Genomic DNA, 20,764 nt, shown 5'->3' on the forward strand with positions numbered 1-20,764 from the left:
GACGGCGGTCGCCCCCTCACCCCTCCGCCATCCATTCCCGGATCAGGCGGTGGGCGATCGAATCGGAGCGGGCGAGGCGGAAGGTCTCGTCCGGGGTGTGGGTCCGCAGGAAGGCGCGGTCGAACCAGCCGGCGCTTTCCAGCTCGTCGTTGCCGGTGTCGATGTCGAAGCTGGTGGCCCGCGCGGTGAAGCCCAGCATCAGCGACGACGGGAAGGGCCAGGGCTGCGACGAGCGGTAGCGGATGTCGGTCACGGTCAGCCCTACCTCCTCGAACACCTCGCGGGCGACGGTGTCCTCCAGGCTCTCGCCCGGCTCGACGAAGCCGGCCAGCACCGAATGCATGCCGGGCGGGAAGCGGCTCTGCCGGCCAAGGACCGCCCGGTCGCCGCCGTCATGGACCAGCATGATGACGGCCGGATCGGTGCGCGGGAAATGGTGGGTGGCGCAGCCGGGATTGGTGCAAATCCGCACATGCCCGCCTTCCGCCGTCGCCGCCGGGGAGCCGCAGACGCCGCAGAAGCGGTGGCGGGCATTCCACCACACCATGCCGCGGGCATAGGCGCACAGCGCCGCCTCCCCTTCCGGCATCAGCGGCCCGGTGACGCGCAGATCCTCGAAGCGGCCATGGCCGCGCAGGGCCGGCAGCGCGTCCGGATCCTCCACCATCGACAAATCGACGGTGAAGACCGGCGTGCCGTCCATCAGACCGAGAAAGATCGGTACGGCGTCCAACCCTTCCGTCGGCAGCAGGACGGCGCGCGGCGCATCCTCCGGCCCGGCGACGAAGCTCTTGGTCTGCCAGACCGGCAGGACACGGGACGCGGGAGCGAGCCAGGCCTCCGTCAGCCAATCCTCGTCCTTGCGGCGGAGGGAGGCGCGGTCGATCGGCGTGGCGGCGTAGATGTTGGGTCGGTTCGTCATGGCCGGTCGAGGCTGCCACAGGACGCGGCGGGCGGAAAGCCCTCCCGGCGGATGAGCAGCCCGGCGGAAAGCGGGACCTCTCCTCAAGCCGAAGCGGGAGCCTTTCGGGTTTTCGCAACGGACCGGCGCCGTTAGGATGCGGCACCCATCTCGACAAGAGCCTCAAGGAGCGACCATGACCGAACCCTGCCCCGCCCCGATGGTGGCGCTCGCCCAGCGGTTGGCCGACTCCAGCGGCAGCGTGGTCCGCCGCTATTTCCGCACGCCCGTCGCCATCGACGACAAGGCCGACGCCTCGCCGGTCACCATCGCCGACCGCGAGGCGGAGCATGTCATCCGCACCATCATCGAAAGCCAGCGCCCCGACGACGGCATCTATGGCGAGGAGCACGGCACCAAGAATCTGGACGCCGAATGGGTGTGGGTGATCGACCCGATCGACGGCACCAAGTCCTTCATCACCGGCCGGCCGATCTTCGGCACGCTGATCGCCCTGCTGCACCATGGCCGCCCGGTGCTGGGCATCATCGACCAGCCCATCGTCGGCGACCGCTGGATCGGCGTCGAGGGGCGGCCGACCACCCACAACGGCCAGCCGGTGCGCGTCCGCCCCTGCCCCGGGGGTCTCGGCGCCGCCATGTTCGGCACCACCTCGCCCGACCTGTTCCCCGGCAGCGATTACGATGCCTACCGCCGTGTCGCCACCAGGGTGAAGACGGCGTCCTATGGCGGCGACTGCTACAGCTACGGCCTGCTGGCGTCGGGCTATTACGACCTCGTCGTCGAGTCGGGGCTGAAGCTGTACGATTTCGCGGCGCTGGTGCCGGTGGTGACCGGGGCCGGCGGGCTGATGACGGATTGGGAGGGCAAGCCGCTCGACGCCAACTCCACCGGCCGGGTGATCGCCGCCGGCGACCCGCAGACCCACCAGGACGCCATGAAGGCGCTGGCCGGCTGACCCTCTGACGAAAACACCCGTTCGGATATCGAAATGATTGCCATCGCCCCGCCCGCCCGGTCCGTTTTTGAAACCTCGCCCGAAAAGCTTCGCCCCTTTCTGGAGGGGCTGGCGGCACGGGTGTCGGCGGGGTCGAACTGGCTGGTGCGCAAGAAGACCGTCTGCGACCTGCTGCTGGGGCTCGACGCCTTCTTCGCCCTGCCCGCCGCCGAGCGGCAGGCCCTGATGACCGACGGCGCCGCTCCGGCCGACAGTGCGGATGTGGAGGGTGGACCGGAGGATTTCCGCAGGGTCCTGCCGATCTATGTCGGCGCCATTCTGGAGCGTTTGGCGGAAACGTCTGTTTCGGCTCCGGAGCAGGCGGCCATCTACCTGCTGTCGATCCATCCCGAGCATCAGTCGGCGGCGGAGGCCTGGATGTTGGCCGACCCGCGCAACGGAAAGTCGGTGCGCAAGCTGATGCGCAGCGACCGCCGCTATCGCCAGTTGATGGACCGCATGGCCGACCATTGGCGCACGGTGCGAAGCACCTGACTTGAGAACCGGAATCCCGCTTGATCGCGGCGCGGGCATGGCAATCTAACCAGAACGTCCGCTCCCCACACAGGACCGCCGATGCGCCGCCTTCTCGTCCTTGCCGCCACGATCCTGACCCTGTCCGCGCCGGCGATCCTGACACAGGCCCAAGCGGCCACCCGGACCGTCACCGCGCTGAAGCAGTTCGGGGAGCCGCAGTTCAAGCCCGGCTTCACCCATTTCCCCCACGTCAATCCCGACGCGCCCAAGGGCGGGTCGGTCGGGCTGGCTGGGTCGCAGCCGGGCAGCTACGACAGCCTGAACACGCTGATCCTGCGCGGGGTGCGTCCGCGCACGCTGGGGCTGATCTCCGACACGCTGATGGTCGGGTCCGGCTGGGAGCTCGACGCCGCCTACGCCCATCTGGCGGAAAGTGTCGAAGTGCCGGACGATTACGGCTGGGCCATCTTCACGCTGCGCCAGGGCGCCCACTGGCATGACGGCACGCCGATCACCAGCGCCGACATGGTCTTCACCTGGGACGCCATCCAGGCCCATGGCGCGCCCTTCCTCAAGTCCTTCCTCGACCACATCGCCAAGGTGGAGTCGCTGGACGACCGCCGCTTCAGGATCACCCTGACCGGCACCGGGGAAATCAAGCCGATCATCGACTTCGCCACCACCTTCTCGCCGCAGCCCAAACATTGGTGGACCGCGAACGGCCGCGACATCTCCAAGACGACGCTGGAACCGGTGCTGGGCAGCGGCCCCTACCGGATCAGGACGGTCGATGCCGGCCGGTCGATCACCTATGAGCGGGTGGCGGACTGGTGGGCGAAGGATCTGCCGACCGCGCGCGGCCTCTACAATTTCGACGTCGTGAAGGAGGACTTCTACCGCGACGACGATGTCATGTTCGAGGCGTTCAAGGCCGGCGCCTACGACTTCCGCGGCGAATACCGGGCACAGCGCTGGACCACCGGCTACGACTTCCCCGCCATGAAGGACGGCCGGGTCCAGAGGCTGGAGGTGCCGAGCGAGCTGCCGCTGGGCGCTCAGGGTTTCCGCCTGAACACCCGCCGCGACAAGTTCGCCGACCCGCGCGTGCGCGAGGCGCTGGCCCTGCTGTTCGACTTCGACTGGATTCAGAAGAACATCCTGTACGGCCAGTACAAGCGGACGCTCAGCAACTTTCCCAATTCCGACTTCGGCGCCAAGGGTCCGCCCGGCCCGGCGGAGCTGGCCCTGCTGGAACCATTCAAGGCGCAGCTGCCGGAGCGGCTGCTGACCCAGCCCTTCACCCTGCCCACCACCGACGGCAGCGGCAACAACCGCGCCCAGGTGCGCGAGGCGACCCGCCTGTTCAAGGAGGCAGGCTGGGAGACCCGCAACGGCAAGCTGACCAATGTGAAGACCGGCGAGGTGATGGCGATCGAGTTCCTCGACGGCACCGGCGCACTGACCCGCGTCACCCAGCCCTATGTCGAGACCCTGCGCCGCGTCGGCATCGACGCGTCCCTGCGTCTGGTCGACACCGCCCAGTATCAGGCGCGGCTGGACGAGTTCGATTTCGACGCCACGGTGATCAATCTCGCCTTCTTCACCCCGCCGGGCACCGAGCTGCGCAGCTATTTCGGCTCCGCCGCCGCCGGCCTGAAGGGATCGGCCAACTATTCCGGCATCCATGACCCGGTCGCCGACGCGCTGATCGAGAAGGCGCTGGCGGCCAAGGATCTCGACTCGGTTCAGGCCGCCACCCGCGCGCTCGACCGCGTGCTGCTGTGGGGCTTCTACATGGTGCCGCAATGGCACAACGCGGAAAGCTGGATCGCCCACAAGGCGTGGCTGGCCCATCCGGCGGTCTGGCCGAAATACGATCAGGGCTATCGCAGCACCAATTTCCCGGCAACCTGGTGGGTCGATCCGGCAAAGAAAGCGGCGCAGCCTTGATGACGCCCCATTGCGGGGCTAACTCCATCAAGCTGAACGGTTTTCAGGAAAACAGGCGAGGGAGGGGATCGGGCATGACGGGTCGGATGCGGTGGCTGGGCACCGGTATGGCGGCGGCGGTGGCGGGGCTTCTGCTGATAGCGTGCCCGCTTGCGGCGCAAGAAAAGGGCAGCCACGCCCTGGCCCTGCACGGCAAGCCAAAATACGGGCCGGACTTCCAGCATCTCGACTATGTCAATCCCGACGCCCCGAAGGGCGGCGAGGTCAAGATGATGGCCTTCGGCGCCTTCGACAACCTCAACCCCTTCATCCTGCGCGGACAGGCCGCCGCCGGCTCCGGGCTGGTGTTCCAGACCCTGACCACCGGCAACGGCGACGAGACGGGCACCGAATACGGTCTGATCGCGGAAAGCATCGAGGTCGCTCCGGATCGCAGCTGGGTCGCCTTCACCCTGCGGCCGGAGGCCCGCTTCCACGACGGCCAGCCGATCACGGCGGACGACGTGATCTGGAGCTTCGACACGCTGAAGGAGAAGGGTCACCCGCTCTACCGCACCTACTACGCCGACGTGACCAAGGCGGAGAAGACCGGCGAGCGGACGGTCAAGTTCTCGTTCCGGAATAGCAACAACCCCGAACTTCCGGTCATCATGGGCCAGCTGCCGGTGCTGCCCAAGCACGCCTTCGCCAGCCGCGACTTCGCCACCACGACGCTGGAGCCGCTGATCGGCAGCGGTCCCTACAAGGTGGCCGACATGCAGCCCGGCCGCGCCATCACCTACGAACGCGTGAAGGATTGGTGGGCGAAGGATCTGCCGATCAATCGCGGCCGCTATAATTTCGACCGCATCCGCTACGACTATTACCGCGACCTCGACGTGGCCTTCGAAGCGTTCAAGGCCGGTGCCTATGATTTCCGGCAGGAGAATGTTTCGAAGAACTGGACCACCGGCTACAATGTGCCTGCGGTGCAGAATGGCCAGATCTTGAAGGAAGAGTTGAAGAACGAGGACCCGCAAGGTATGCAGGCCTTCGTCTTCAACATCCGGCGCCCGATCTTCCAGGACCGCCGCGTGCGCGAGGCGCTGAATTACCTGTTCGATTATGAATGGACCCAGACGAACCTGTTCTATGGCCTGTACCAGCGGACCAAGAGCTATTTCGCCAACACCGAACTTGCCTCCAGCGGCCTGCCCTCACCGGAGGAGTTGAAGCTGCTGGAACCGTTGCGCGGCCAGATCCCGGACGAGGTGTTCACCAAACCCTTCGAGCCGCCGAAGACCGACGGCAGCGGCAACATCCGCAACAATCTGCGCACCGCGCTGGGCCTGCTGAAAGAGGCCGGCTGGGAACTGAAGAACGGCAAGCTGGTCAATGCGCAAGGCCAGCCCTTCCGCTTCGAAATCCTGCTGGTCCAGGCCGATATGGAGCGCGTCGTGCAACCCTTCCTGCGCAATTTGGAACGCGCCGGGATCGAAGCGCAAATCCGCGTGGTCGACAGCGCCCAGTACCAGAACCGCAGCGATAATTTCGATTACGATATGACTACCGAGCGCTTCCTCCAATCGTTGTCACCCGGCAACGAACAGCGCGATTATTGGGAATCGTCGCGCGCCGACCTGCCGGGCAGCCAGAATGCCATCGGCATCAAGAACCCGGCGATCGACAAGCTGGTGGAGACGCTGATCGCCGCCCCAGACCGCGAGGCGCTGATCACCGCCACCCGGGCGTTGGACCGCGTGCTGCTGTGGAACTGGTACGTCATCCCGCACTGGTACGACAACGTCTACCGGGTCGCCTATTGGAACCGATTCTCCCATCCGGCGGTTGCCCAGAAATATGGCCTGGGCTTCCTCGACAACTGGTGGGTCGATGCGGACAAGAACGCGAAGCTGGCCAACAGCCCGCGCCGTACGGGACCGTGAACCGCGCTCTGATCTAAGCTACCGTTTCCTTGAGGATTGGGGAGGGTCGGGACACCCGCGATGCTGGCCTACATCATCCGCCGCCTGTTGCTGATCATCCCCACCCTGTTCGGGATCATGGTGATCAATTTCCTGATCGTGCAGATCGCCCCCGGCGGCCCGATCGAGCAGATGATCGCTCGTGTCCAGGGCACGGCGGTCGAGGCGACGTCGCGCATCGGCGGCAGCGCCGGCGGCGACGCCAACGCCGCCGCCCAGCGCCAGAACCAGACCGGCGGCGACAGCGGCGGCAAGTATCGCGGCGCCCAGGGGCTGGACCCCGCCTTCATCAAGCAGCTGGAGAAGGAATTCGGCTTCGACAAGCCGCTGCACGAACGCTTCATCCACATGATGTCGAACTACATCGTGTTCGATTTCGGCACCAGCTACTTCCGCGACCGCCGCGTCGTCGATCTGGTGCTGGAGAAGATGCCGGTGTCGATCTCGCTCGGCATCTGGACGACGCTGATCGTCTATCTGGTCTCCATCCCGCTCGGCATCGCCAAGGCGGTGCGCGACGGCCAGCCCTTCGACGTCTGGACCTCGGGCGTCGTCATCGTCGGCTATGCCATCCCCAGCTTCTTGTTCGCGGTGCTGCTGATCGTGGTGTTCGCCGGCGGGCGCTATCTCGACTGGTTCCCCCTGCGCGGTCTGGTGTCGGACAATTGGAGCAGTCTGCCCTGGTACAAACAGGTGCTGGATTACTTCTGGCACATGGCGCTGCCGGTGCTGTCGATGGTGATCGGCGGCTTCGCCGGCCTGACCATGCTGACCAAGAATTCCTTCCTGGAGGAGATCGGCAAGCAGTACGTCATCACCGCGCGGGCCAAGGGCCTGACCGAGAACCGCGTGCTGTACGGCCATGTCTTCCGCAACGCCATGCTGATCGTCATCGCCGGCTTTCCCGGCGCCTTCATCGGCATCCTGTTCACCGGCGCCATGCTGATCGAGGTGATCTTCTCGCTCGACGGGCTGGGGCTGCTGGGATTCGAGGCGGCGATCAACCGCGACTATCCGGTGATGTTCGGCACGCTCTATTTCTTCACGCTGCTGGGGTTGATCATGAATCTGGTCGGCGACATCACCTATGTGATGGTCGATCCCCGCATCGACTTCGACTCGCGGAGGGTGTGATGACTCCGCTGACCCGGCGCCGGCTAGCCAATTTCAAGGCGAACCGCCGCGGCTTCTGGTCCTTCTGGATCTTCCTGGTGCTGTTCACCGTCTCGCTGGGGGCGGAGTTCATCGCCAACGACAAGCCGCTGCTGATCGAATACGAGAACCGCTATTACTGGCCGGTCTTCCACACCTACCCCGAGACGACCTTCGGCGGCGAGTTCGAGACCGAGACCGATTACCGCGACCCCTATGTCCGCGACCTGATCCAGGCCAAGGGCTGGATGGTCTGGCCGCCGATCCCCTACAGCTACCGCACCATCAACTACAATCTGCCGGTCCCCGCCCCGGCTCCGCCGTCGGCCGACAACTGGCTCGGCACCGACGATCAGGGGCGCGACGTGGTGGCGCGGCTGATCTACGGCTTCCGCATCTCGGTGCTGTTCGGGCTGGTGCTGACCGCCTTCTCCTCGGTCATCGGCGTGGCGGCCGGTGCGGTCCAGGGCTATTTCGGCGGGCTGACCGATCTCTTGTTCCAGCGCTTCATCGAGATCTGGCAGGGGCTGCCCACCCTGTTCCTGCTGATCATCCTGGCCAGCGTGGTGACGCCGACCTTCTGGTGGCTGCTGGGCCTGCTGCTGCTGTTCTCCTGGACCGCCCTCGTCCATGTCGTGCGGGCGGAGTTCCTGCGGGCGCGGAATCTCGATTACGTGCGGGCGGCCAAGGCGCTGGGGGCCGGCGACGTGACCATCATGGTGCGCCATGTGCTGCCCAACGCCATGGTGGCGACGCTGACCTTCATGCCCTTCATCCTGAACGGCTCGATCACCACCCTGACCGCACTGGACTTCCTCGGCTTCGGCCTGCCGCCCGGCTCGCCGTCGCTGGGCGAACTGCTGGCCCAGGGCAAGGCCAATCTCCAGGCGCCCTGGCTCGGCCTGACCGCCTTCTTCGTGCTGGCGATCATGCTGAGCCTGCTGATCTTCATCGGCGAGGCGGTGCGCGACGCCTTCGACCCGCGCAAGACCATCGCCCAGATGTCCACCGCGCTGCCCGGCGAGGCCGCCGCGGCGACGGCGGCGCGCAAGGAGGCGGCGGAGTGACCATGACGACCCTCAAGAGCCCGACATGAGCCTGATGCCCCCCAACCCCGACCTGTTGTCCGTGCGGGGCCTGCGCGTCGATTTCCGCTCCGGTGCCGGCGCGACCCAGGCCGTCAAGGGCGTCTCCTTCGACATCCAGAAGGGCGAGACGCTGGCGCTTGTCGGCGAATCGGGCTCCGGCAAGTCGGTCACGGCGCTGTCGATCCTGCAGCTGCTGCCCTACCCGATGGCGCACCACCCCGCCGGCTCGATCCGCTTCCGCGACACCGAACTGCTGGGCGCCGAGGAGCGGACTCTGCGGCAGGTGCGCGGCAACCGCATCGCCATGATCTTCCAGGAGCCGATGACCTCGCTGAACCCGCTGCACAGCATCGAGCGGCAGATCAACGAGACCCTGTTCCTGCACAAGCGCCTGTCGTCCGGCGCCGCCCGCGCCCGCACGCTGGAGCTGCTGCGCCTCGTCGGCCTGCCCGACCCGGAAAAGCGGCTGACCGCCTACCCGCACGAGCTGTCGGGCGGCCAGCGCCAGCGCGTGATGATCGCCATGGCGCTCGCCAACGAGCCCGACCTGCTGATCGCCGACGAGCCGACGACGGCGCTCGACGTCACCATCCAGGCGCAGATCCTGGCCCTGCTCAAGGATCTGCAAAGCCGCTTCGGCATGGCGCTGCTGCTGATCACCCACGATCTCGGCGTGGTGCGCAAGATGGCGGACCGCGTCTGCGTGATGAACCAGGGCGAGATCGTCGAGCAGGCCAAGGTCGACGACCTCTTCATCCGCCCGCGCCACCCCTACACGCAGAAACTCCTGTCGGCCGAGCCGCGCGGCAACCCGCTGTCGCCGCCCGACGATGCCGCCGAGGTGATGACCGCCGACCGGCTGAAGGTCCATTTCCCGATCAAGAAGGGCCTGCTGCGCCGCACCGTCGGCCATATCAAGGCGGTGGACGGCGTCGATGTCGCGGTTCGCCGCGGCCACACCGTCGGCGTCGTCGGCGAATCGGGATCGGGCAAGACGACGCTTGGCCTCGCCCTGCTGCGGCTGCACGCCAGCGAGGGCGCCATCCGTTTCGACGGCACCGACATCCAGGGCTGGCAGCCGAAGCGGCTGCGCGGCCTGCGGCGCGAGATGCAGATCGTCTTCCAGGATCCCTATGGCAGCCTGTCGCCCCGCCTGTCGGTCGGCCAGATCATCGGCGAGGGGCTGGGCATACACGGCATTGGCGACGCCAAGGAACGCGAGGCGATGGTCGCCCGCGCACTGGAGGAGGTCGGCCTGCCGCCGGACGCGCGCAACCGCTACCCGCACGAGTTCTCCGGCGGCCAGCGCCAGCGCATCGCCATCGCCCGCGCCCTGGTGCTGAAGCCGAAATTCGTCGTGCTGGACGAGCCGACCTCGGCGCTCGACATGTCGGTTCAGGCGCAGATCGTCGATCTGCTGCGCGACATCCAGGCCCGCCACAACCTCGCCTACCTGTTCATCAGCCACGATCTGCGGGTGGTGCGGGCGCTGTCCAGCCACGTCATGGTGATGAAGGACGGCAAGGTGGTCGAACAGGGACCGACCCAGCGCATCTTCGAGGAGCCGCGCGAGGAGTACACCCGCGCCCTGCTCGCCGCCGCGCTGAACCTGGAGGCGGTGGAATCGCCGGCGGTGCGGACCTGAGGCGGACACTTTATCCCAAGCCGCTGCGCGGGTAGGGTACCGCTCCCCTCGCACAGACCGATACCGCCGCCATGACCGACACCGCCCCGCAAGACGCCGCCCGCCTCGCCGACCAACTTGCGGGGGCCGTCCGGTCGGGGGACCGGCGGGCGCTGGCCCGCGCGATCACGCTGATCGAATCGACGCGCGCCGACCATCGCGCCACCGCCGACGCACTGCTGGCTGCGCTGCTGCCCTATACCGGCAACTCGGTGCGACTCGGCATCTCCGGCGTGCCGGGGGTGGGCAAGTCGACCTTCATCGAAGCCTTCGGGCTGCATGTCATCGGGCTTGGTCACAAGGTCGCGGTGCTGGCGGTCGATCCGTCGTCGCAGCGCACCGGCGGCTCGATCCTGGGCGACAAGACCCGCATGGTCGACCTGTCGCGCGAGCCCGACGCCTTCATCCGCCCCTCCCCCGCCGGCGCCACTCTGGGCGGCGTGGCGCGCCGCACCCGCGAGGCGATGCTGATCTGCGAGGCCGCCGGCTTCGACGTGATCGTGGTGGAGACGGTCGGTGTCGGCCAGTCGGAAACCGCCGTTGCCGACATGGTCGACCTGTTCATGCTGCTGCTGCTGCCGGCCGGCGGGGACGAGTTGCAGGGCATCAAGAAGGGCATCGTCGAGCTGGCCGACCTCGTCGTCGTCAACAAGGCCGACGGCGACCTCGCCGCAACCGCCCGCCACACCGTGGCCGACTACCGCCATGCACTGGCCCTGCTGCGCCATGGCGACTGGCGGGTGCCTGTGCTCAGCTGTTCCGCCTTCCGGAAGATCGGCATCGACACGGTGTGGAACACCATCGGCGAGCACAAGGCCGTGACCGAGGCCAACGGCGCCCGCGCCACCCGCCGGGCGGAGCAGGCCCGCGCTTGGCTGTGGAGCGAGATCCGCGAGACGCTGATCGACCGGTTCCGCGCCCATCCGGCCGTCCGCGCCGATCTGGCGCGACTCGAGGCGGAGGTCACCGCCGGCACCACCATCCCGACGGCGGCGGCCCACACCCTGTTGGGGCGCTTCCTCGACCGGACGGAAGCCACCTGATCCGAAGGCGCATAACCCGTTCAGCTTATGTTGCACCGCAACAAATCCGTTGCGCCGCACCAACCGTAGGGCTATTCTGCACCGGGCGGGAAAGGGGCGGCCTGCGCCGATTCGAGCTGTTTCGAGTCGCGTTCGTCGCTTGGGCCGGGGTGCCCGCGGTCTCCTGGGGTTACGCCGGAGCGGCCTTTCCGTTTCCGCCAATATGCCTTGCTCTACGGGAGACAACGCCATGACCGCTCAGCCGACCCCCGCCAACGTCCTGAACCTGCTCAAGACCAACGCCCAGACCACCGCAGCCAAGTCCGCCCGCGTCGCCACGCTGGTGCAGGACGGCTACCGCCGCTGGTTCGACGGCGTGACCGCTTCGGTCACCGACGCCAGCCGTCTGGCCGCCGGGCTGGGCAAGGCCCGCAGCCCTGCCGATCTGGCGGCCCTGCAGCGCGACTGGCTGTCCACCACCCAGGCCCGCGTGACCGAGAGCGTGCAGGGCTTCCTGGACGTCTCCACCAAGATCGCCGCCGAGATCACCGCCCTGCCGACTCCGGCGGCCGAATCCGCTCCGGCGACCGCCCCTGCTCCCAAGGCCGAGGCGCCGAAGCCGGCCCCGGTTGCGGTCGCCGCGCCGAAGGCCGAGGCCCCGAAGGTCGAAGCCCCGGCCCCCGTCGTCGAGGCTCCCCAGGCCGCTCCGGTTCCGGCCCCAGTTCCGGCCCCGGCTCCGGCCAAGGCTGCGGAGACCGTCCCGGTTGCCGCCACCGTCGCCGTTCCGGCCGCAAAGCCGGCCGAGGTGCCGGTGAAGCAACTGGTCGAGACGGTGAAGGCCGAGACGGCCGCCCCCGCCGCGGCGATCGCCGCCGAGGCGAAGGCCGCCGCCAAGCCGGCGCCGCGCCGTGCCGCCAAGCCGGTCGCTGCCAAGCCGGCGTCGAAGACCTCTCCGACCGTGAACTGATACCGGTCACGGCAAGATTGGCGCGGCGCGTCTCTTCGTCAGATCGAAGAGGCCGCCGCGCTTCGACTCTCCACTTTCCTGCGACGACTCCGGTTTTGACGGTTTCTTCGCGGATCCCGGCTTGAAGACAGGCTTGACGACGGCGCTTTTGTTCGACTATATAGCGGCCTCCTTCGGGCGGCAGGCCGTCCGTTACCGGGTTTCATTTGCTAAAATAAAGGATCAGTCCGATGGCACGTCGGTGCTCCGTGACCGGCAAGGGCACGCAGTTTGGCAACAACGTCAGCCACGCCAACAACAAGAATCGTCGCCGCTTCCAGCCGAACCTCCAGGAAACGTCGCTGCTCAGCGACAGCCTGGGGCAGCTGGTGCGTCTGCGCCTCTCGGTGAACGCGATCCGCTCGATCGAGCACAAGGGCGGCCTCGACGCCTTCCTGCTCGATGCGAAGGACGCCGTGCTGAGCCTGGATGCCCGTCGCATCAAGCGCCGGATCTCCAAGGCGCAGGAGAAGCAGCAGGCCGCGGCCTGATCGCTTCCCCGATTCTGGGGCGCGTTTGGTGTGCTGACGCGGGGCGCTTGCCGCTCCGCTGAAGAAGTTTAGGACGCGTACAGGACGATTCCGACTCCCGGTAAGAGAGCGGCGCGCGACATCCGAAAGGGTGCCGCGCGTTTCGTCGTTTCCGGGCCGGTCGTTTCTGTGAGACGTGAACCATGGAACATCTCCGGGAAGATGTTCCACGATGTTCCATCGGCTTCACTCCCCCAGCAGCTCGTCCGGATCCTCGGCATCGACCACCCGCCGGGCGATCTCATAGCCGAAGCCGGCCCGCCCCAGCGCCGCCATGTCCTTCTCGCGCTGCGCCTCGCGCTGCTCCGGCCGCCGGTACGGCCCCAGCCGCCGCCGCTTCGCCAGGGCCAGCGCCGCCGTCAGATCCAAATCCGGCCCGACATCCTCGCGCAGGCTGTCCAGCGCCTTGTCGGCCTCGTCGCGGCCAATGCCCTTGCCGGCCAGCTTCTGGGCGATCAGCCGCGTCGAGGCGCCGCGACGGTGCAGGCTTTCGCTGCGCATGCGGGCATAGGTCTCGTCGTTCAGCAGGCCGCTGCGGACATAGCGGGCCAGCAGCTCGTCGACCCAGCGGGCGCCCTCCTCGCGGTCGGTGCCGTGGGCCTTGGCCGACAGATCGACCTTGCGCATCAGAACGCGGCGCAGGTTGGCGGTCGAACTGGCGAAGCGCTCCAGGTAATGCAGCGCCGCATTTTCCAGATATTGCGGCGTGACCCGCTTCGGCGGCTTCCCCGCCGGCGACCGGGCGGCGGGAACGGAACGCTTGTCGTCGGTGTTCATGGCAGTCCCTTCGGCGGCGGCGGTTGCCGGACGGGCGGGCCGCACGTACAGTCCGTGGCCTTGTACCGGCCGGTTCCCAACAGGCAGCCCGACAGGCAGCCCAACAGGCAGTTTGTGACGCGATGACCCTTCCCCTTCCTCCCATGCCGCGCAATGTCGGTTCGGTCAACTGGATCGGCCTATGGACGCTCTACGCACGCGAGGTGCGGCGCTTCATCAAGGTGCACCAGCAGACCGTCTGGGCGCCGGTGGTGACGACGCTGCTCTATTACGCGGTGTTCGCCCTGTCGCTGGGGTCTGCGGTGCGGATGGTCGGCGCGACACCCTACCTGGAATTCCTGGCGCCCGGCCTGATCATGATGGCGATGGTGCAGAACGCCTTCGCCAACACCTCCTCCTCGGTGGTGATCGCCAAGGTCCAGGGCAACATCGTCGACATCCTGATGCCGCCGCTGTCGCCGATGGAGCTGGTCAGCGGCTTCGTCTTCGGCGGCATCACCCGCGGTGTCGTGGTCGGTCTGGTGACGGGCCTCGCCATCTGGGCGGTGATCCCGCTGCACATGCCGCATCCGGGATTCGTGCTGTTCCACGCGGTGATGGCGTCGATGCTGCTGTCGCTGCTGGGTCTGGTCGGCGGCGTCTGGTCGGAGAAGTTCGACAACATCGCCGCGGTGACCAACTTCGTGGTGACGCCGCTGTCCTTCCTGTCCGGCACCTTCTATTCGGTCGACACCCTGCCGCCGGTCTTCTGGTGGGTCGCCCATTTCGACCCCTTCTTCTACATGATCGACGGCTTCCGCTACGGTTTCATCGGGGTGTCGGATGGGGCGCGCTGGCTGGGTGTCGCCGTGATGCTGGGTGTGAATGCCGGGCTGTGGTGGCTGGCCTGGCGCATGTTCAAGACCGGCTACAAGCTCAAGGCGTGAAGACTCCGCGAAACCAGCGCGCTTTCACCCCTATCCGTTGACAGAACCCATCAATCTCCGGATATTTGCCGTTCCCGGCGGCCAGCCATGGCCGCCGGATTTTCCATTTTGGGAGACCGAGCCGTGATCCCCGTCGTTATGCCCACATACGCCCGCGCCGACGTCGTGTTCGAGCGCGGTGAAGGTCCGTATCTGTACGCGACCGACGGGCGACGATTCCTCGACTTCGCCGCCGGCGTCGCGGTGAACGCCCTGGGTCACGCGCATCCCTATCTGGTGGAAAAGCTGACCGAGCAGGCGAAGAAGCTGTGGCACACCTCCAACCTGTTCCGGGTCGCCGGGCAGGAGAGCCTGGGCAAGCGCCTGACCGAGGCCACCTTCGCCGACACCGTGTTCTTCACGAACTCCGGTGCCGAGGCCTGGGAATGCGGCGCCAAGACCGTCCGCAAGTACCATTATGACAGCGGCAACCCGCAGAAGAACCGCATCATCACCTTCGAGCAGGCCTTCCACGGCCGCACGCTGGGCGCCATCTCGGCCGCCAAGCAGGAGAAGCTGGTGCATGGCTTCGACCCGCTGCTGGACGGATTCGATCAGGTGCCGTTCGGCGATCTCGACGCCGTGCGCGCCGCGATCACGCCCGCGACCGGCGGCATTTGCGTCGAGCCGATCCAGGGCGAGGGCGGCATCCGCGCCGGCTCGGTGGAGTTCCTGCGCGGCCTGCGCGCGCTGTGCGACGAGCATGGCCTGCTGCTGTTCCTGGACGAGATCCAGTGCGGCATGGGCCGGACCGGCAAGCTGTTCGCCCATGAATGGGCCGGCATCACCCCCGACGTCATGTGCGTCGCCAAGGGCATCGGCGGCGGCTTCCCGCTCGGCGCCTGCCTCGCCACCGAGCGTGCGGCGTCGGGCATGACCGCCGGCACCCATGGCTCGACCTATGGCGGCAACCCGCTGGCGACCGCGGTCGGCAACGCCGTTCTCGACGTCGTGCTGGCGCCGGGCTTCCTGGACGGCGTCCGGAAGACCTCCGCCACTATGCAGGGCCGTCTGGAGGAGCTGATCGCCAAGCATCCGTCGCTGTTCCTGGAACTGCGCGGCCAGGGCCTGATGCTGGGCCTGAAGCTCGGCCAGCCGGTGGGCGAGGTGGTGGCCAAGCTGCGCGCCAACGGCCTGCTCTCGGTTCCGGCCGGCGACAATGTGGTGCGGCTGCTGCCGCCCCTGAATATCGGCGAAGCCGAAGTGAATGAAGCCGTCGCGATCCTCGACCGGACGGCGCAGGAGTGTGTGGGATGAGCGGCGACAACAAGACGGTCCGGCATTTTCTCGACATCGACCGGTTGGACGGCGCCACCCTGCGCCGCCTGCTCGACCATGCCGTGCGCATCAAGGCCGACCTGAAGAAGGATCGGCTGGCCCACTCGACCCTGCTGGCCGGCCGCTCGCTGGCCCTGATCTTCGAGAAGCCCTCGACCCGCACCCGCGTGTCGTTCGAGGTCGGCATGCAGCAGTTCGGCGGCAATGTCGTGGTGCTGAAGCCCGACGACATGCAGTTGGGCCGCGGCGAGACCATCGGCGACACCGCTCGCGTGCTGTCGCGATTCGTCGATGCGGTGATGGTCCGCACCACCGGCGAGGAGCGGGTGCACGAGCTGGCGGCCCATGCCAGCATCCCGATCATCAACGGCCTGACCGACCAGACCCACCCCTGCCAGATCATGGCCGACCTGATGACCTTCGAGGAGCATCGCGGTCCGATCAACGGCCGGACGATCGCCTGGATCGGCGACTGCAACAACGTCGCGGTCAGCTGGGCCCATGCCGCCGTCCGCTTCGGCTTCGAGCTGCGTCTGGCCTGCCCGACCGTCTACGGCCCGTCGCCGGAGCTGCTGGCCTGGGCGGAGCGCGAGGGCAGCGGCCGTCTGGTCGTCACCGACTCGCCCGAGGAGGCGGTGCGCGGAGCGGAATGCGTCATCACCGACGCCTGGGCCTCGATGCACAACACCGACGTGGACGAGCGCGCGGCGATCCTCGCCCCCTATCAGGTGAACGAGGCGCTGATGGCGCACGCGCACCCCGAGGCGCTGTTCATGCACTGTCTGCCGGCGCACCGGAACGAGGAAGTGACCGACGGCGTGATCGACGGCCTCCATTCGGTGGTCTGGGACGAGGCGGAAAACCGCCTGCACGCCCAGAAGGCCATCCTCGGCTGGTGCATGGGCGTTCTGGACTGACGCTCCGCGCCCGATACAGCCTGTCATGTTTCGATTTGGCCCTCTCCCGCCGCCGGGGGAGGGCCAAACTCGCATGGGTGCCCTGCCGGTCTTGATTCGGCCCCTCCCTGTCCCGATCTTCGGCCCTACGCCTGCATAACCGGTCTCTGTCTTAAGGAATCTGCCCTATGGACGATCCGTCCGTCCGCCCGCTCACCGATGATTTCGTCCTGCCGTTCCAGATCGAGGCGTCGCGCCTGCGCGGCCGCATCGTCAAGCTGGGGCCGGCGATCGACGAGATCCTGACCCGCCACGACTATCCGCCCACCGTCGCCCGCTTCCTGGCGGAGACGGCGACGCTGGCCGTGCTGCTCGCCAGCATGCTGAAATACGAGGGCATCTTCACCCTCCAGACCAAGGGCGACGGCCCGATCCGCCTGATGGTGGCCGACGTCACCTCGGTCGGCGACGTGCGCGCCTATGCCCAGTTCGATCCGGAAGCGCTGGCCAAGGCCGAGCGGGACGTCGACATCGCCCCGGCGGCGGCGCTGCTCGGCAAGGGCTACATCGCCTTCACGGTGGACCAGGGCCCCGACACCGACCGCTACCAGGGCATCGTCGAGCTGTATGGCAAGACGCTGACCGACTGCGTCCAGCATTACTTCCGCCAGTCCGAGCAGATCGATACCGGCCTGACCGTCTCGGTCGACCGCGCGGCGCTGCCGGACGGCACCTTCGGCCCCTGGCGCACCGGCGGCATCATGGTCCAGCGCCTGCCGCAGGAACAGGGACTGACCGCGTCGGACAACGAGGACGACTGGCGCCGCGCCATGGCGCTGATGGCCAGCGTCACCGGCGACGAGCTGCTGTCGACCGACCTTGCCGCCTCGGACCTGCTCTACCGCCTGTTCCACGAGGACGGGGTGCGCGTCTACGAGGGCCACGCGTTGCGCTTCGGCTGCCGCTGCTCGCGCGAGCGGGTGGAGACCATGCTGCGCAGCCTGCCGCGCGAAGAGGTGCAGGAGTTGAAGATCGACGACGGCCGGGTCGAGGTGACCTGCCAGTTCTGCTCGACAGACTACCACTTCACCGACGCGGATCTCGACCGCGTGTATGGCGCGTAAGGACTGCGAAGACGGCCGGTGCCCACGGGCGCCGGCCGCCATTCAAGTCGAGAATTGCCTTAGCGGATTAAAGCTCTCAAGCGCCTCTAAAAATTCGATCTGCGTCGCCGCGCAATCGGATTGCAGAGCATTCTTTAGAGTACCATCACACCCTCTCGCGGCAACCAAGCGGACACGAATGGCTTCCAGCCCGTGATGCTGCACGACAGCTTTTAGACAATCCTCGAAGCAGATCAACGATCCGCGCAGTATAGCGAAATCCTCAGGAAAATTTGACGCCATACCAGCCACAAAGCGCTTATCACCGGAAATCAGCAAATTCGGATCAGGCCGGGACAGCGTTATGATCGTCAACTGCGCCTCGCCGACATCAATGTTCAGACCCGGTGCGATCATGGCGTTGAAACGCGGGTCGCTGCCGCACTCCATGAACCAAGCTTCCGGAATTACTTCGACCTTTTCCTGCAACACGCGAAGACGCTCCAAAAACGCATCCTGCACCGCCGCGGCAGGTTGCCAACGCCGAAGCATTCCTCGGGCTCCAGACACTGTAGCGGACGGCAGCCGATAAGATCGGGCGATGCCCAGTACGCCAATCGTCTCATCAAACAGGTCGCAAGCGGCCAGCTTCAGGAACACGTCCCGGTCAAACAGCGCATTATGCCCGACCATGATCTATAGGACGCCGAGCCGCTCAAGAAAGTCGAGACTGTCGTCGGAAAGCGAATCGAGGTCGACGTGACACCGCAAAGCGCCACGGCATGATACCGCGGGATCACTCCCTCCTGAAGTCAATCGGCCCAACGCTGCGTTTCCCAAAGGCCAAAGCGACTTTCCATCCCTTTTCGTATTTCTGACGGCGTTCAGGATAACGTGCCCGGGATCAATGCCGTGCTGCCGCCCATACATACGGGCGGCATTCGCCAAGGCATCAGCCGCCATAAGGTGGTTGAGCTTCAACGCTTGATGCCCGTTCCCGGTCAGGAGTCTGAGAGCGTAGCGATTGGCCTCGTGCTCCTGCCCGTCAGCGAAAGCATCATCTTCTGAAATGCTTTCATCGACGATCGTGCCACCGGCACTCGTATCCAGATGCCCAAGCGCGAGGTGTCCCATCTCATGGGCAAGGATGAACAGCATCCAGGCGGGATGCGACACCTTCTTGGTGACGACGATGACGGGCCGGTCACCGCACATGGTGACCATGCCATCCATCTTAGGCTGACTGACCGGCAATTTCGGCACATAGACGACGGGAACACCACGTTCCCAACATGCGCTCAACAGTTCATCAATCCCAACCCATGGCTTTCCCGACCGGGCGATGAACGCTTCTCGCAATTCTGCGGCGGAAGGCAGCACCCCGGCCCAAGGGGGCACCGCCGCGTTCGCGACGATGTGGGCAACTGCCGTTGCCAGAGCACGGGCAGGCGCGACCACAGATACGTCAGCGCCGGTCCGGGTCTTGAAGCAGGCGGATGGAAGCGATCGCGTCTGCAACTCTCCGCCTGGACCGATGGCCAATCCGTAATGCTTGGCCACGAAGCCGCGCACTTCGTAAATCCCGGACGGATGAGCCAAAGCGTCCTTCCACCAGTCGGGGAGGCTCTTGAGCACGTCTGTCGCCTTCAGACCGACAGCTGCGAATTCTCTCTTCAATCGGCTCAACGGAGAGTTGGACTGCGCAGAGGGAGAGGCGATCTTCGTAGTCACAGCCAGCCTCCCTTTTCTGCATCGCTCTAGACGGAATCACATATAGCATCACACTGCGGAAGAGCAATCGAAAGACTCCTATCCGGTTGCATCAAGTCCTTGGGAATCACCAAACCGGATGTGATGCACCCCTCCGCCTTGGCGGCTATAGTGCCGCCGCAATCGTCCAACCACCCTCCCTCAGCCGGAGCCATCATGCTGTCGCGCCGCCTTGCTCTTGCCGCCGGAATGGCCACCCTCCTGCTTGCCGCCTGCCAGAGCGCGCCGCCGCGGCCGGCGCCGCGGCCGGTCGATTTCTCCAATTTCGGACCGATCGTGCTGAATGCCGGAACCATAGACGTGGTCGACGCCTATCGCCCGATGGGAGGCAAGCATGTGGAGGGCCGGTCCGCCGTCCCGCCGGCCGAGGCGGTGCGGCGCTGGGCGGCGGAGCGGTTGCAGGCGGCCGGCGGGACGGGCCGCCTGCGCGTCACCATCCGCGACGCCAGCATCGTCGAGGTGGCGCTTCCCACCAAGAAGGGCATCACCGGCTACTTCACCAACGACCAGGCCCAGCGCTATGACGGCCGGATCGAGGTCGAGATCAGCGGCGAGGTGCCGGACACCGGCAATGGCGGCTTCCGCGGCGTGACCCGCTCCACCGTCACCCATTCCACCAGCGTGGCGGAGAACATCTCGCTGGCCGACCGCGAGGCCACCTTCCTCGACATCACCCGCCGGATGATGGAGGACCTGAACGCCCGTCTCGATGCCGGCATCCGCAAGGATCTGGCTCCGATGGTCCGGCGCTGACGGTCCGGCGCTGATCCCTTCGTCAGAGTTGGCCCGGCCTTTGCGGTGGGGCACCCGACGTTTCGTCAGAACGGAGAGTGCCCATGCCGAAATTCGACCTCTACGTCGTCCGGCCGCCGGAGGGATCGGCCACCATCACCGCAATTCCCGAGGAAAAACAGCAGGCGTCACAGGCGGCGCTCCGCAATCTCAGCCGCTCCGGCTGCGTGGTGAAGTCCTTGGGCGGCATCGATCTGTCCTTCGTCAAGAAATCGGAGGCGCAGATCAAGCTGGAACTGGCGGTGCGACAGATGTTCGCCGCCTCCGCCTACAAACCGCCGGTATCGATTGTCTGGTGACGTCCATCCGGTAGCGGCATGAGGCGGGCGGCCTTCGGGCGGGGGCGGCAGAAACTGCCCCCGCCCGCCGCCTCACCGGTAAAATCTGGCCG

Annotated in this window: 20 protein-coding genes; 16 read left to right on the top strand and 4 right to left on the bottom strand. The window is 66.6% G+C overall.

What is annotated here, in order from left to right; all coding sequences use genetic code 11:
- Nucleotides 1-16 precede the first annotated feature (16 nt).
- Nucleotides 17-922, bottom strand: a complete 906-nt coding sequence (gene nudC, locus E6C72_RS02790) for an NAD(+) diphosphatase (RefSeq protein ID WP_109084965.1) — start codon at nt 920-922, stop codon at nt 17-19.
- Nucleotides 923-1,097: 175 nt separating this feature from the next.
- Here nudC and hisN point away from each other — a divergent pair, with 175 nt between their 5' ends.
- From hisN to rpmB, 10 genes are all read left to right on the top strand, one after another.
- Nucleotides 1,098-1,880 (top strand): histidinol-phosphatase, encoded by a 783-nt coding sequence (gene hisN, locus E6C72_RS02795; protein WP_109084966.1) that lies wholly within the window; start codon nt 1,098-1,100, stop codon nt 1,878-1,880.
- Between the two features lie 33 nt (nt 1,881-1,913).
- Nucleotides 1,914-2,414: a hypothetical protein gene (locus E6C72_RS02800; RefSeq protein WP_109084967.1), complete on the top strand. Its 501-nt coding sequence runs from the start codon at nt 1,914-1,916 to the stop codon at nt 2,412-2,414.
- An 81-nt stretch (nt 2,415-2,495) separates the two neighbouring features.
- On the top strand, nt 2,496-4,346 hold the full coding sequence (locus E6C72_RS02805; protein WP_109084968.1) for an extracellular solute-binding protein: 1,851 nt from the start codon (nt 2,496-2,498) through the stop codon (nt 4,344-4,346).
- 74 nt (nt 4,347-4,420) lie between these two features.
- Complete coding sequence (locus E6C72_RS02810; protein ID WP_109084969.1) at nt 4,421-6,271, top strand: extracellular solute-binding protein; 1,851 nt, start codon at nt 4,421-4,423, stop codon at nt 6,269-6,271.
- 60 nt (nt 6,272-6,331) lie between these two features.
- Nucleotides 6,332-7,444, top strand: a complete 1,113-nt coding sequence (locus E6C72_RS02815; RefSeq protein ID WP_109084970.1) for a microcin C ABC transporter permease YejB — start codon at nt 6,332-6,334, stop codon at nt 7,442-7,444.
- The gene (locus E6C72_RS02820; protein WP_109084971.1) at nt 7,444-8,529 is read left to right on the top strand and encodes an ABC transporter permease; all 1,086 of its coding nucleotides are present in this window, start codon (nt 7,444-7,446) and stop codon (nt 8,527-8,529) included. Before E6C72_RS02815 ends, E6C72_RS02820 begins: the two co-directional genes overlap by 1 nt.
- A 25-nt stretch (nt 8,530-8,554) precedes the next feature.
- Nucleotides 8,555-10,195, top strand: a complete 1,641-nt coding sequence (locus E6C72_RS02825; RefSeq protein WP_109084972.1) for an ABC transporter ATP-binding protein — start codon at nt 8,555-8,557, stop codon at nt 10,193-10,195.
- Nucleotides 10,196-10,266: 71 nt separating this feature from the next.
- Complete coding sequence (gene meaB / locus E6C72_RS02830; RefSeq protein WP_109084973.1) at nt 10,267-11,277, top strand: methylmalonyl Co-A mutase-associated GTPase MeaB; 1,011 nt, start codon at nt 10,267-10,269, stop codon at nt 11,275-11,277.
- A gap of 229 nt (nt 11,278-11,506) precedes the next feature.
- Entirely contained in the window at nt 11,507-12,223 is a 717-nt protein-coding gene (locus tag E6C72_RS02835; protein ID WP_109084974.1) for a phasin family protein, read from the top strand.
- Between the two features lie 230 nt (nt 12,224-12,453).
- The gene (gene rpmB / locus E6C72_RS02840) at nt 12,454-12,753 is read left to right on the top strand and encodes a 50S ribosomal protein L28 (RefSeq protein WP_012973047.1); all 300 of its coding nucleotides are present in this window, start codon (nt 12,454-12,456) and stop codon (nt 12,751-12,753) included.
- A 225-nt stretch (nt 12,754-12,978) separates the two neighbouring features.
- Here rpmB and E6C72_RS02845 read toward each other — a convergent pair whose 3' ends face one another.
- The gene (locus E6C72_RS02845; protein WP_109084975.1) at nt 12,979-13,569 is read right to left on the bottom strand and encodes a regulatory protein RecX; all 591 of its coding nucleotides are present in this window, start codon (nt 13,567-13,569) and stop codon (nt 12,979-12,981) included.
- Between the two features lie 122 nt (nt 13,570-13,691).
- On the opposite strand from E6C72_RS02845, the gene E6C72_RS02850 reads away from it, so the two are divergent.
- The 4 genes from E6C72_RS02850 to E6C72_RS02865 all read left to right on the top strand — a co-directional run bounded on the left by E6C72_RS02850 (nt 13,692) and on the right by E6C72_RS02865 (nt 17,832).
- Entirely contained in the window at nt 13,692-14,495 is an 804-nt protein-coding gene (locus E6C72_RS02850) for an ABC transporter permease (protein ID WP_109084976.1), read from the top strand.
- Nucleotides 14,496-14,618: 123 nt separating this feature from the next.
- Nucleotides 14,619-15,791, top strand: coding sequence for an aspartate aminotransferase family protein (locus E6C72_RS02855; RefSeq protein WP_109084977.1), 1,173 nt, complete (start codon nt 14,619-14,621; stop codon nt 15,789-15,791).
- On the top strand, nt 15,788-16,729 hold the full coding sequence (gene argF, locus E6C72_RS02860) for an ornithine carbamoyltransferase (protein ID WP_109084978.1): 942 nt from the start codon (nt 15,788-15,790) through the stop codon (nt 16,727-16,729). Before E6C72_RS02855 ends, argF begins: the two co-directional genes overlap by 4 nt.
- Before the next feature lie 167 nt (nt 16,730-16,896).
- Nucleotides 16,897-17,832, top strand: a complete 936-nt coding sequence (locus E6C72_RS02865) for an Hsp33 family molecular chaperone (protein ID WP_109084979.1) — start codon at nt 16,897-16,899, stop codon at nt 17,830-17,832.
- A 42-nt stretch (nt 17,833-17,874) separates the two neighbouring features.
- Here the strand turns inward: E6C72_RS02865 and E6C72_RS02870 are convergent, their stop codons facing one another.
- Together E6C72_RS02870 and E6C72_RS02875 are read right to left on the bottom strand one after the other, a co-directional pair.
- Nucleotides 17,875-18,504, bottom strand: coding sequence for a hypothetical protein (locus tag E6C72_RS02870; protein WP_109084980.1), 630 nt, complete (start codon nt 18,502-18,504; stop codon nt 17,875-17,877).
- A 3-nt stretch (nt 18,505-18,507) separates the two neighbouring features.
- Entirely contained in the window at nt 18,508-19,542 is a 1,035-nt protein-coding gene (locus tag E6C72_RS02875) for an ImmA/IrrE family metallo-endopeptidase (RefSeq protein WP_136700634.1), read from the bottom strand.
- Nucleotides 19,543-19,737: 195 nt separating this feature from the next.
- Here E6C72_RS02875 and E6C72_RS02880 point away from each other — a divergent pair, with 195 nt between their 5' ends.
- Nucleotides 19,738-20,334 carry a hypothetical protein gene (locus tag E6C72_RS02880; RefSeq protein WP_109084982.1) on the top strand — a complete coding sequence of 199 codons (597 nt, stop codon included), beginning with the start codon at nt 19,738-19,740 and terminating at the stop codon, nt 20,332-20,334.
- Between the two features lie 83 nt (nt 20,335-20,417).
- Nucleotides 20,418-20,672, top strand: a complete 255-nt coding sequence (locus E6C72_RS02885) for a hypothetical protein (RefSeq protein ID WP_109084983.1) — start codon at nt 20,418-20,420, stop codon at nt 20,670-20,672.
- Nucleotides 20,673-20,764: the final 92 nt, after the last annotated feature.

Source organism: Azospirillum sp. TSH100, assembly GCF_004923295.1.
In the GTDB taxonomy this organism is placed as follows: Bacteria; Pseudomonadota; Alphaproteobacteria; order Azospirillales; family Azospirillaceae; genus Azospirillum.

Excerpts from the sequence above, each read along its gene's own strand:
- nudC (WP_109084965.1), bottom strand. The coding sequence starts at position 922 with ATGACGAACCGACCCAACATCTACGCCGCCACGCCGATCGACCGCGCC.
- hisN (WP_109084966.1), top strand. The coding sequence starts at position 1,098 with ATGACCGAACCCTGCCCCGCCCCGATGGTGGCGCTCGCCCAGCGGTTG.
- E6C72_RS02800 (WP_109084967.1), top strand. The coding sequence starts at position 1,914 with ATGATTGCCATCGCCCCGCCCGCCCGGTCCGTTTTTGAAACCTCGCCC.
- E6C72_RS02805 (WP_109084968.1), top strand. The coding sequence starts at position 2,496 with ATGCGCCGCCTTCTCGTCCTTGCCGCCACGATCCTGACCCTGTCCGCG.
- E6C72_RS02810 (WP_109084969.1), top strand. The coding sequence starts at position 4,421 with ATGACGGGTCGGATGCGGTGGCTGGGCACCGGTATGGCGGCGGCGGTG.
- E6C72_RS02815 (WP_109084970.1), top strand. The coding sequence starts at position 6,332 with ATGCTGGCCTACATCATCCGCCGCCTGTTGCTGATCATCCCCACCCTG.
- E6C72_RS02820 (WP_109084971.1), top strand. The coding sequence starts at position 7,444 with ATGACTCCGCTGACCCGGCGCCGGCTAGCCAATTTCAAGGCGAACCGC.
- E6C72_RS02825 (WP_109084972.1), top strand. The coding sequence starts at position 8,555 with ATGAGCCTGATGCCCCCCAACCCCGACCTGTTGTCCGTGCGGGGCCTG.
- meaB (WP_109084973.1), top strand. The coding sequence starts at position 10,267 with ATGACCGACACCGCCCCGCAAGACGCCGCCCGCCTCGCCGACCAACTT.
- E6C72_RS02835 (WP_109084974.1), top strand. The coding sequence starts at position 11,507 with ATGACCGCTCAGCCGACCCCCGCCAACGTCCTGAACCTGCTCAAGACC.
- rpmB (WP_012973047.1), top strand. The coding sequence starts at position 12,454 with ATGGCACGTCGGTGCTCCGTGACCGGCAAGGGCACGCAGTTTGGCAAC.
- E6C72_RS02845 (WP_109084975.1), bottom strand. The coding sequence starts at position 13,569 with ATGAACACCGACGACAAGCGTTCCGTTCCCGCCGCCCGGTCGCCGGCG.
- E6C72_RS02850 (WP_109084976.1), top strand. The coding sequence starts at position 13,692 with ATGACCCTTCCCCTTCCTCCCATGCCGCGCAATGTCGGTTCGGTCAAC.
- argF (WP_109084978.1), top strand. The coding sequence starts at position 15,788 with ATGAGCGGCGACAACAAGACGGTCCGGCATTTTCTCGACATCGACCGG.
- E6C72_RS02865 (WP_109084979.1), top strand. The coding sequence starts at position 16,897 with ATGGACGATCCGTCCGTCCGCCCGCTCACCGATGATTTCGTCCTGCCG.
- E6C72_RS02870 (WP_109084980.1), bottom strand. The coding sequence starts at position 18,504 with ATGGTCGGGCATAATGCGCTGTTTGACCGGGACGTGTTCCTGAAGCTG.
- E6C72_RS02880 (WP_109084982.1), top strand. The coding sequence starts at position 19,738 with ATGCTGTCGCGCCGCCTTGCTCTTGCCGCCGGAATGGCCACCCTCCTG.
- E6C72_RS02885 (WP_109084983.1), top strand. The coding sequence starts at position 20,418 with ATGCCGAAATTCGACCTCTACGTCGTCCGGCCGCCGGAGGGATCGGCC.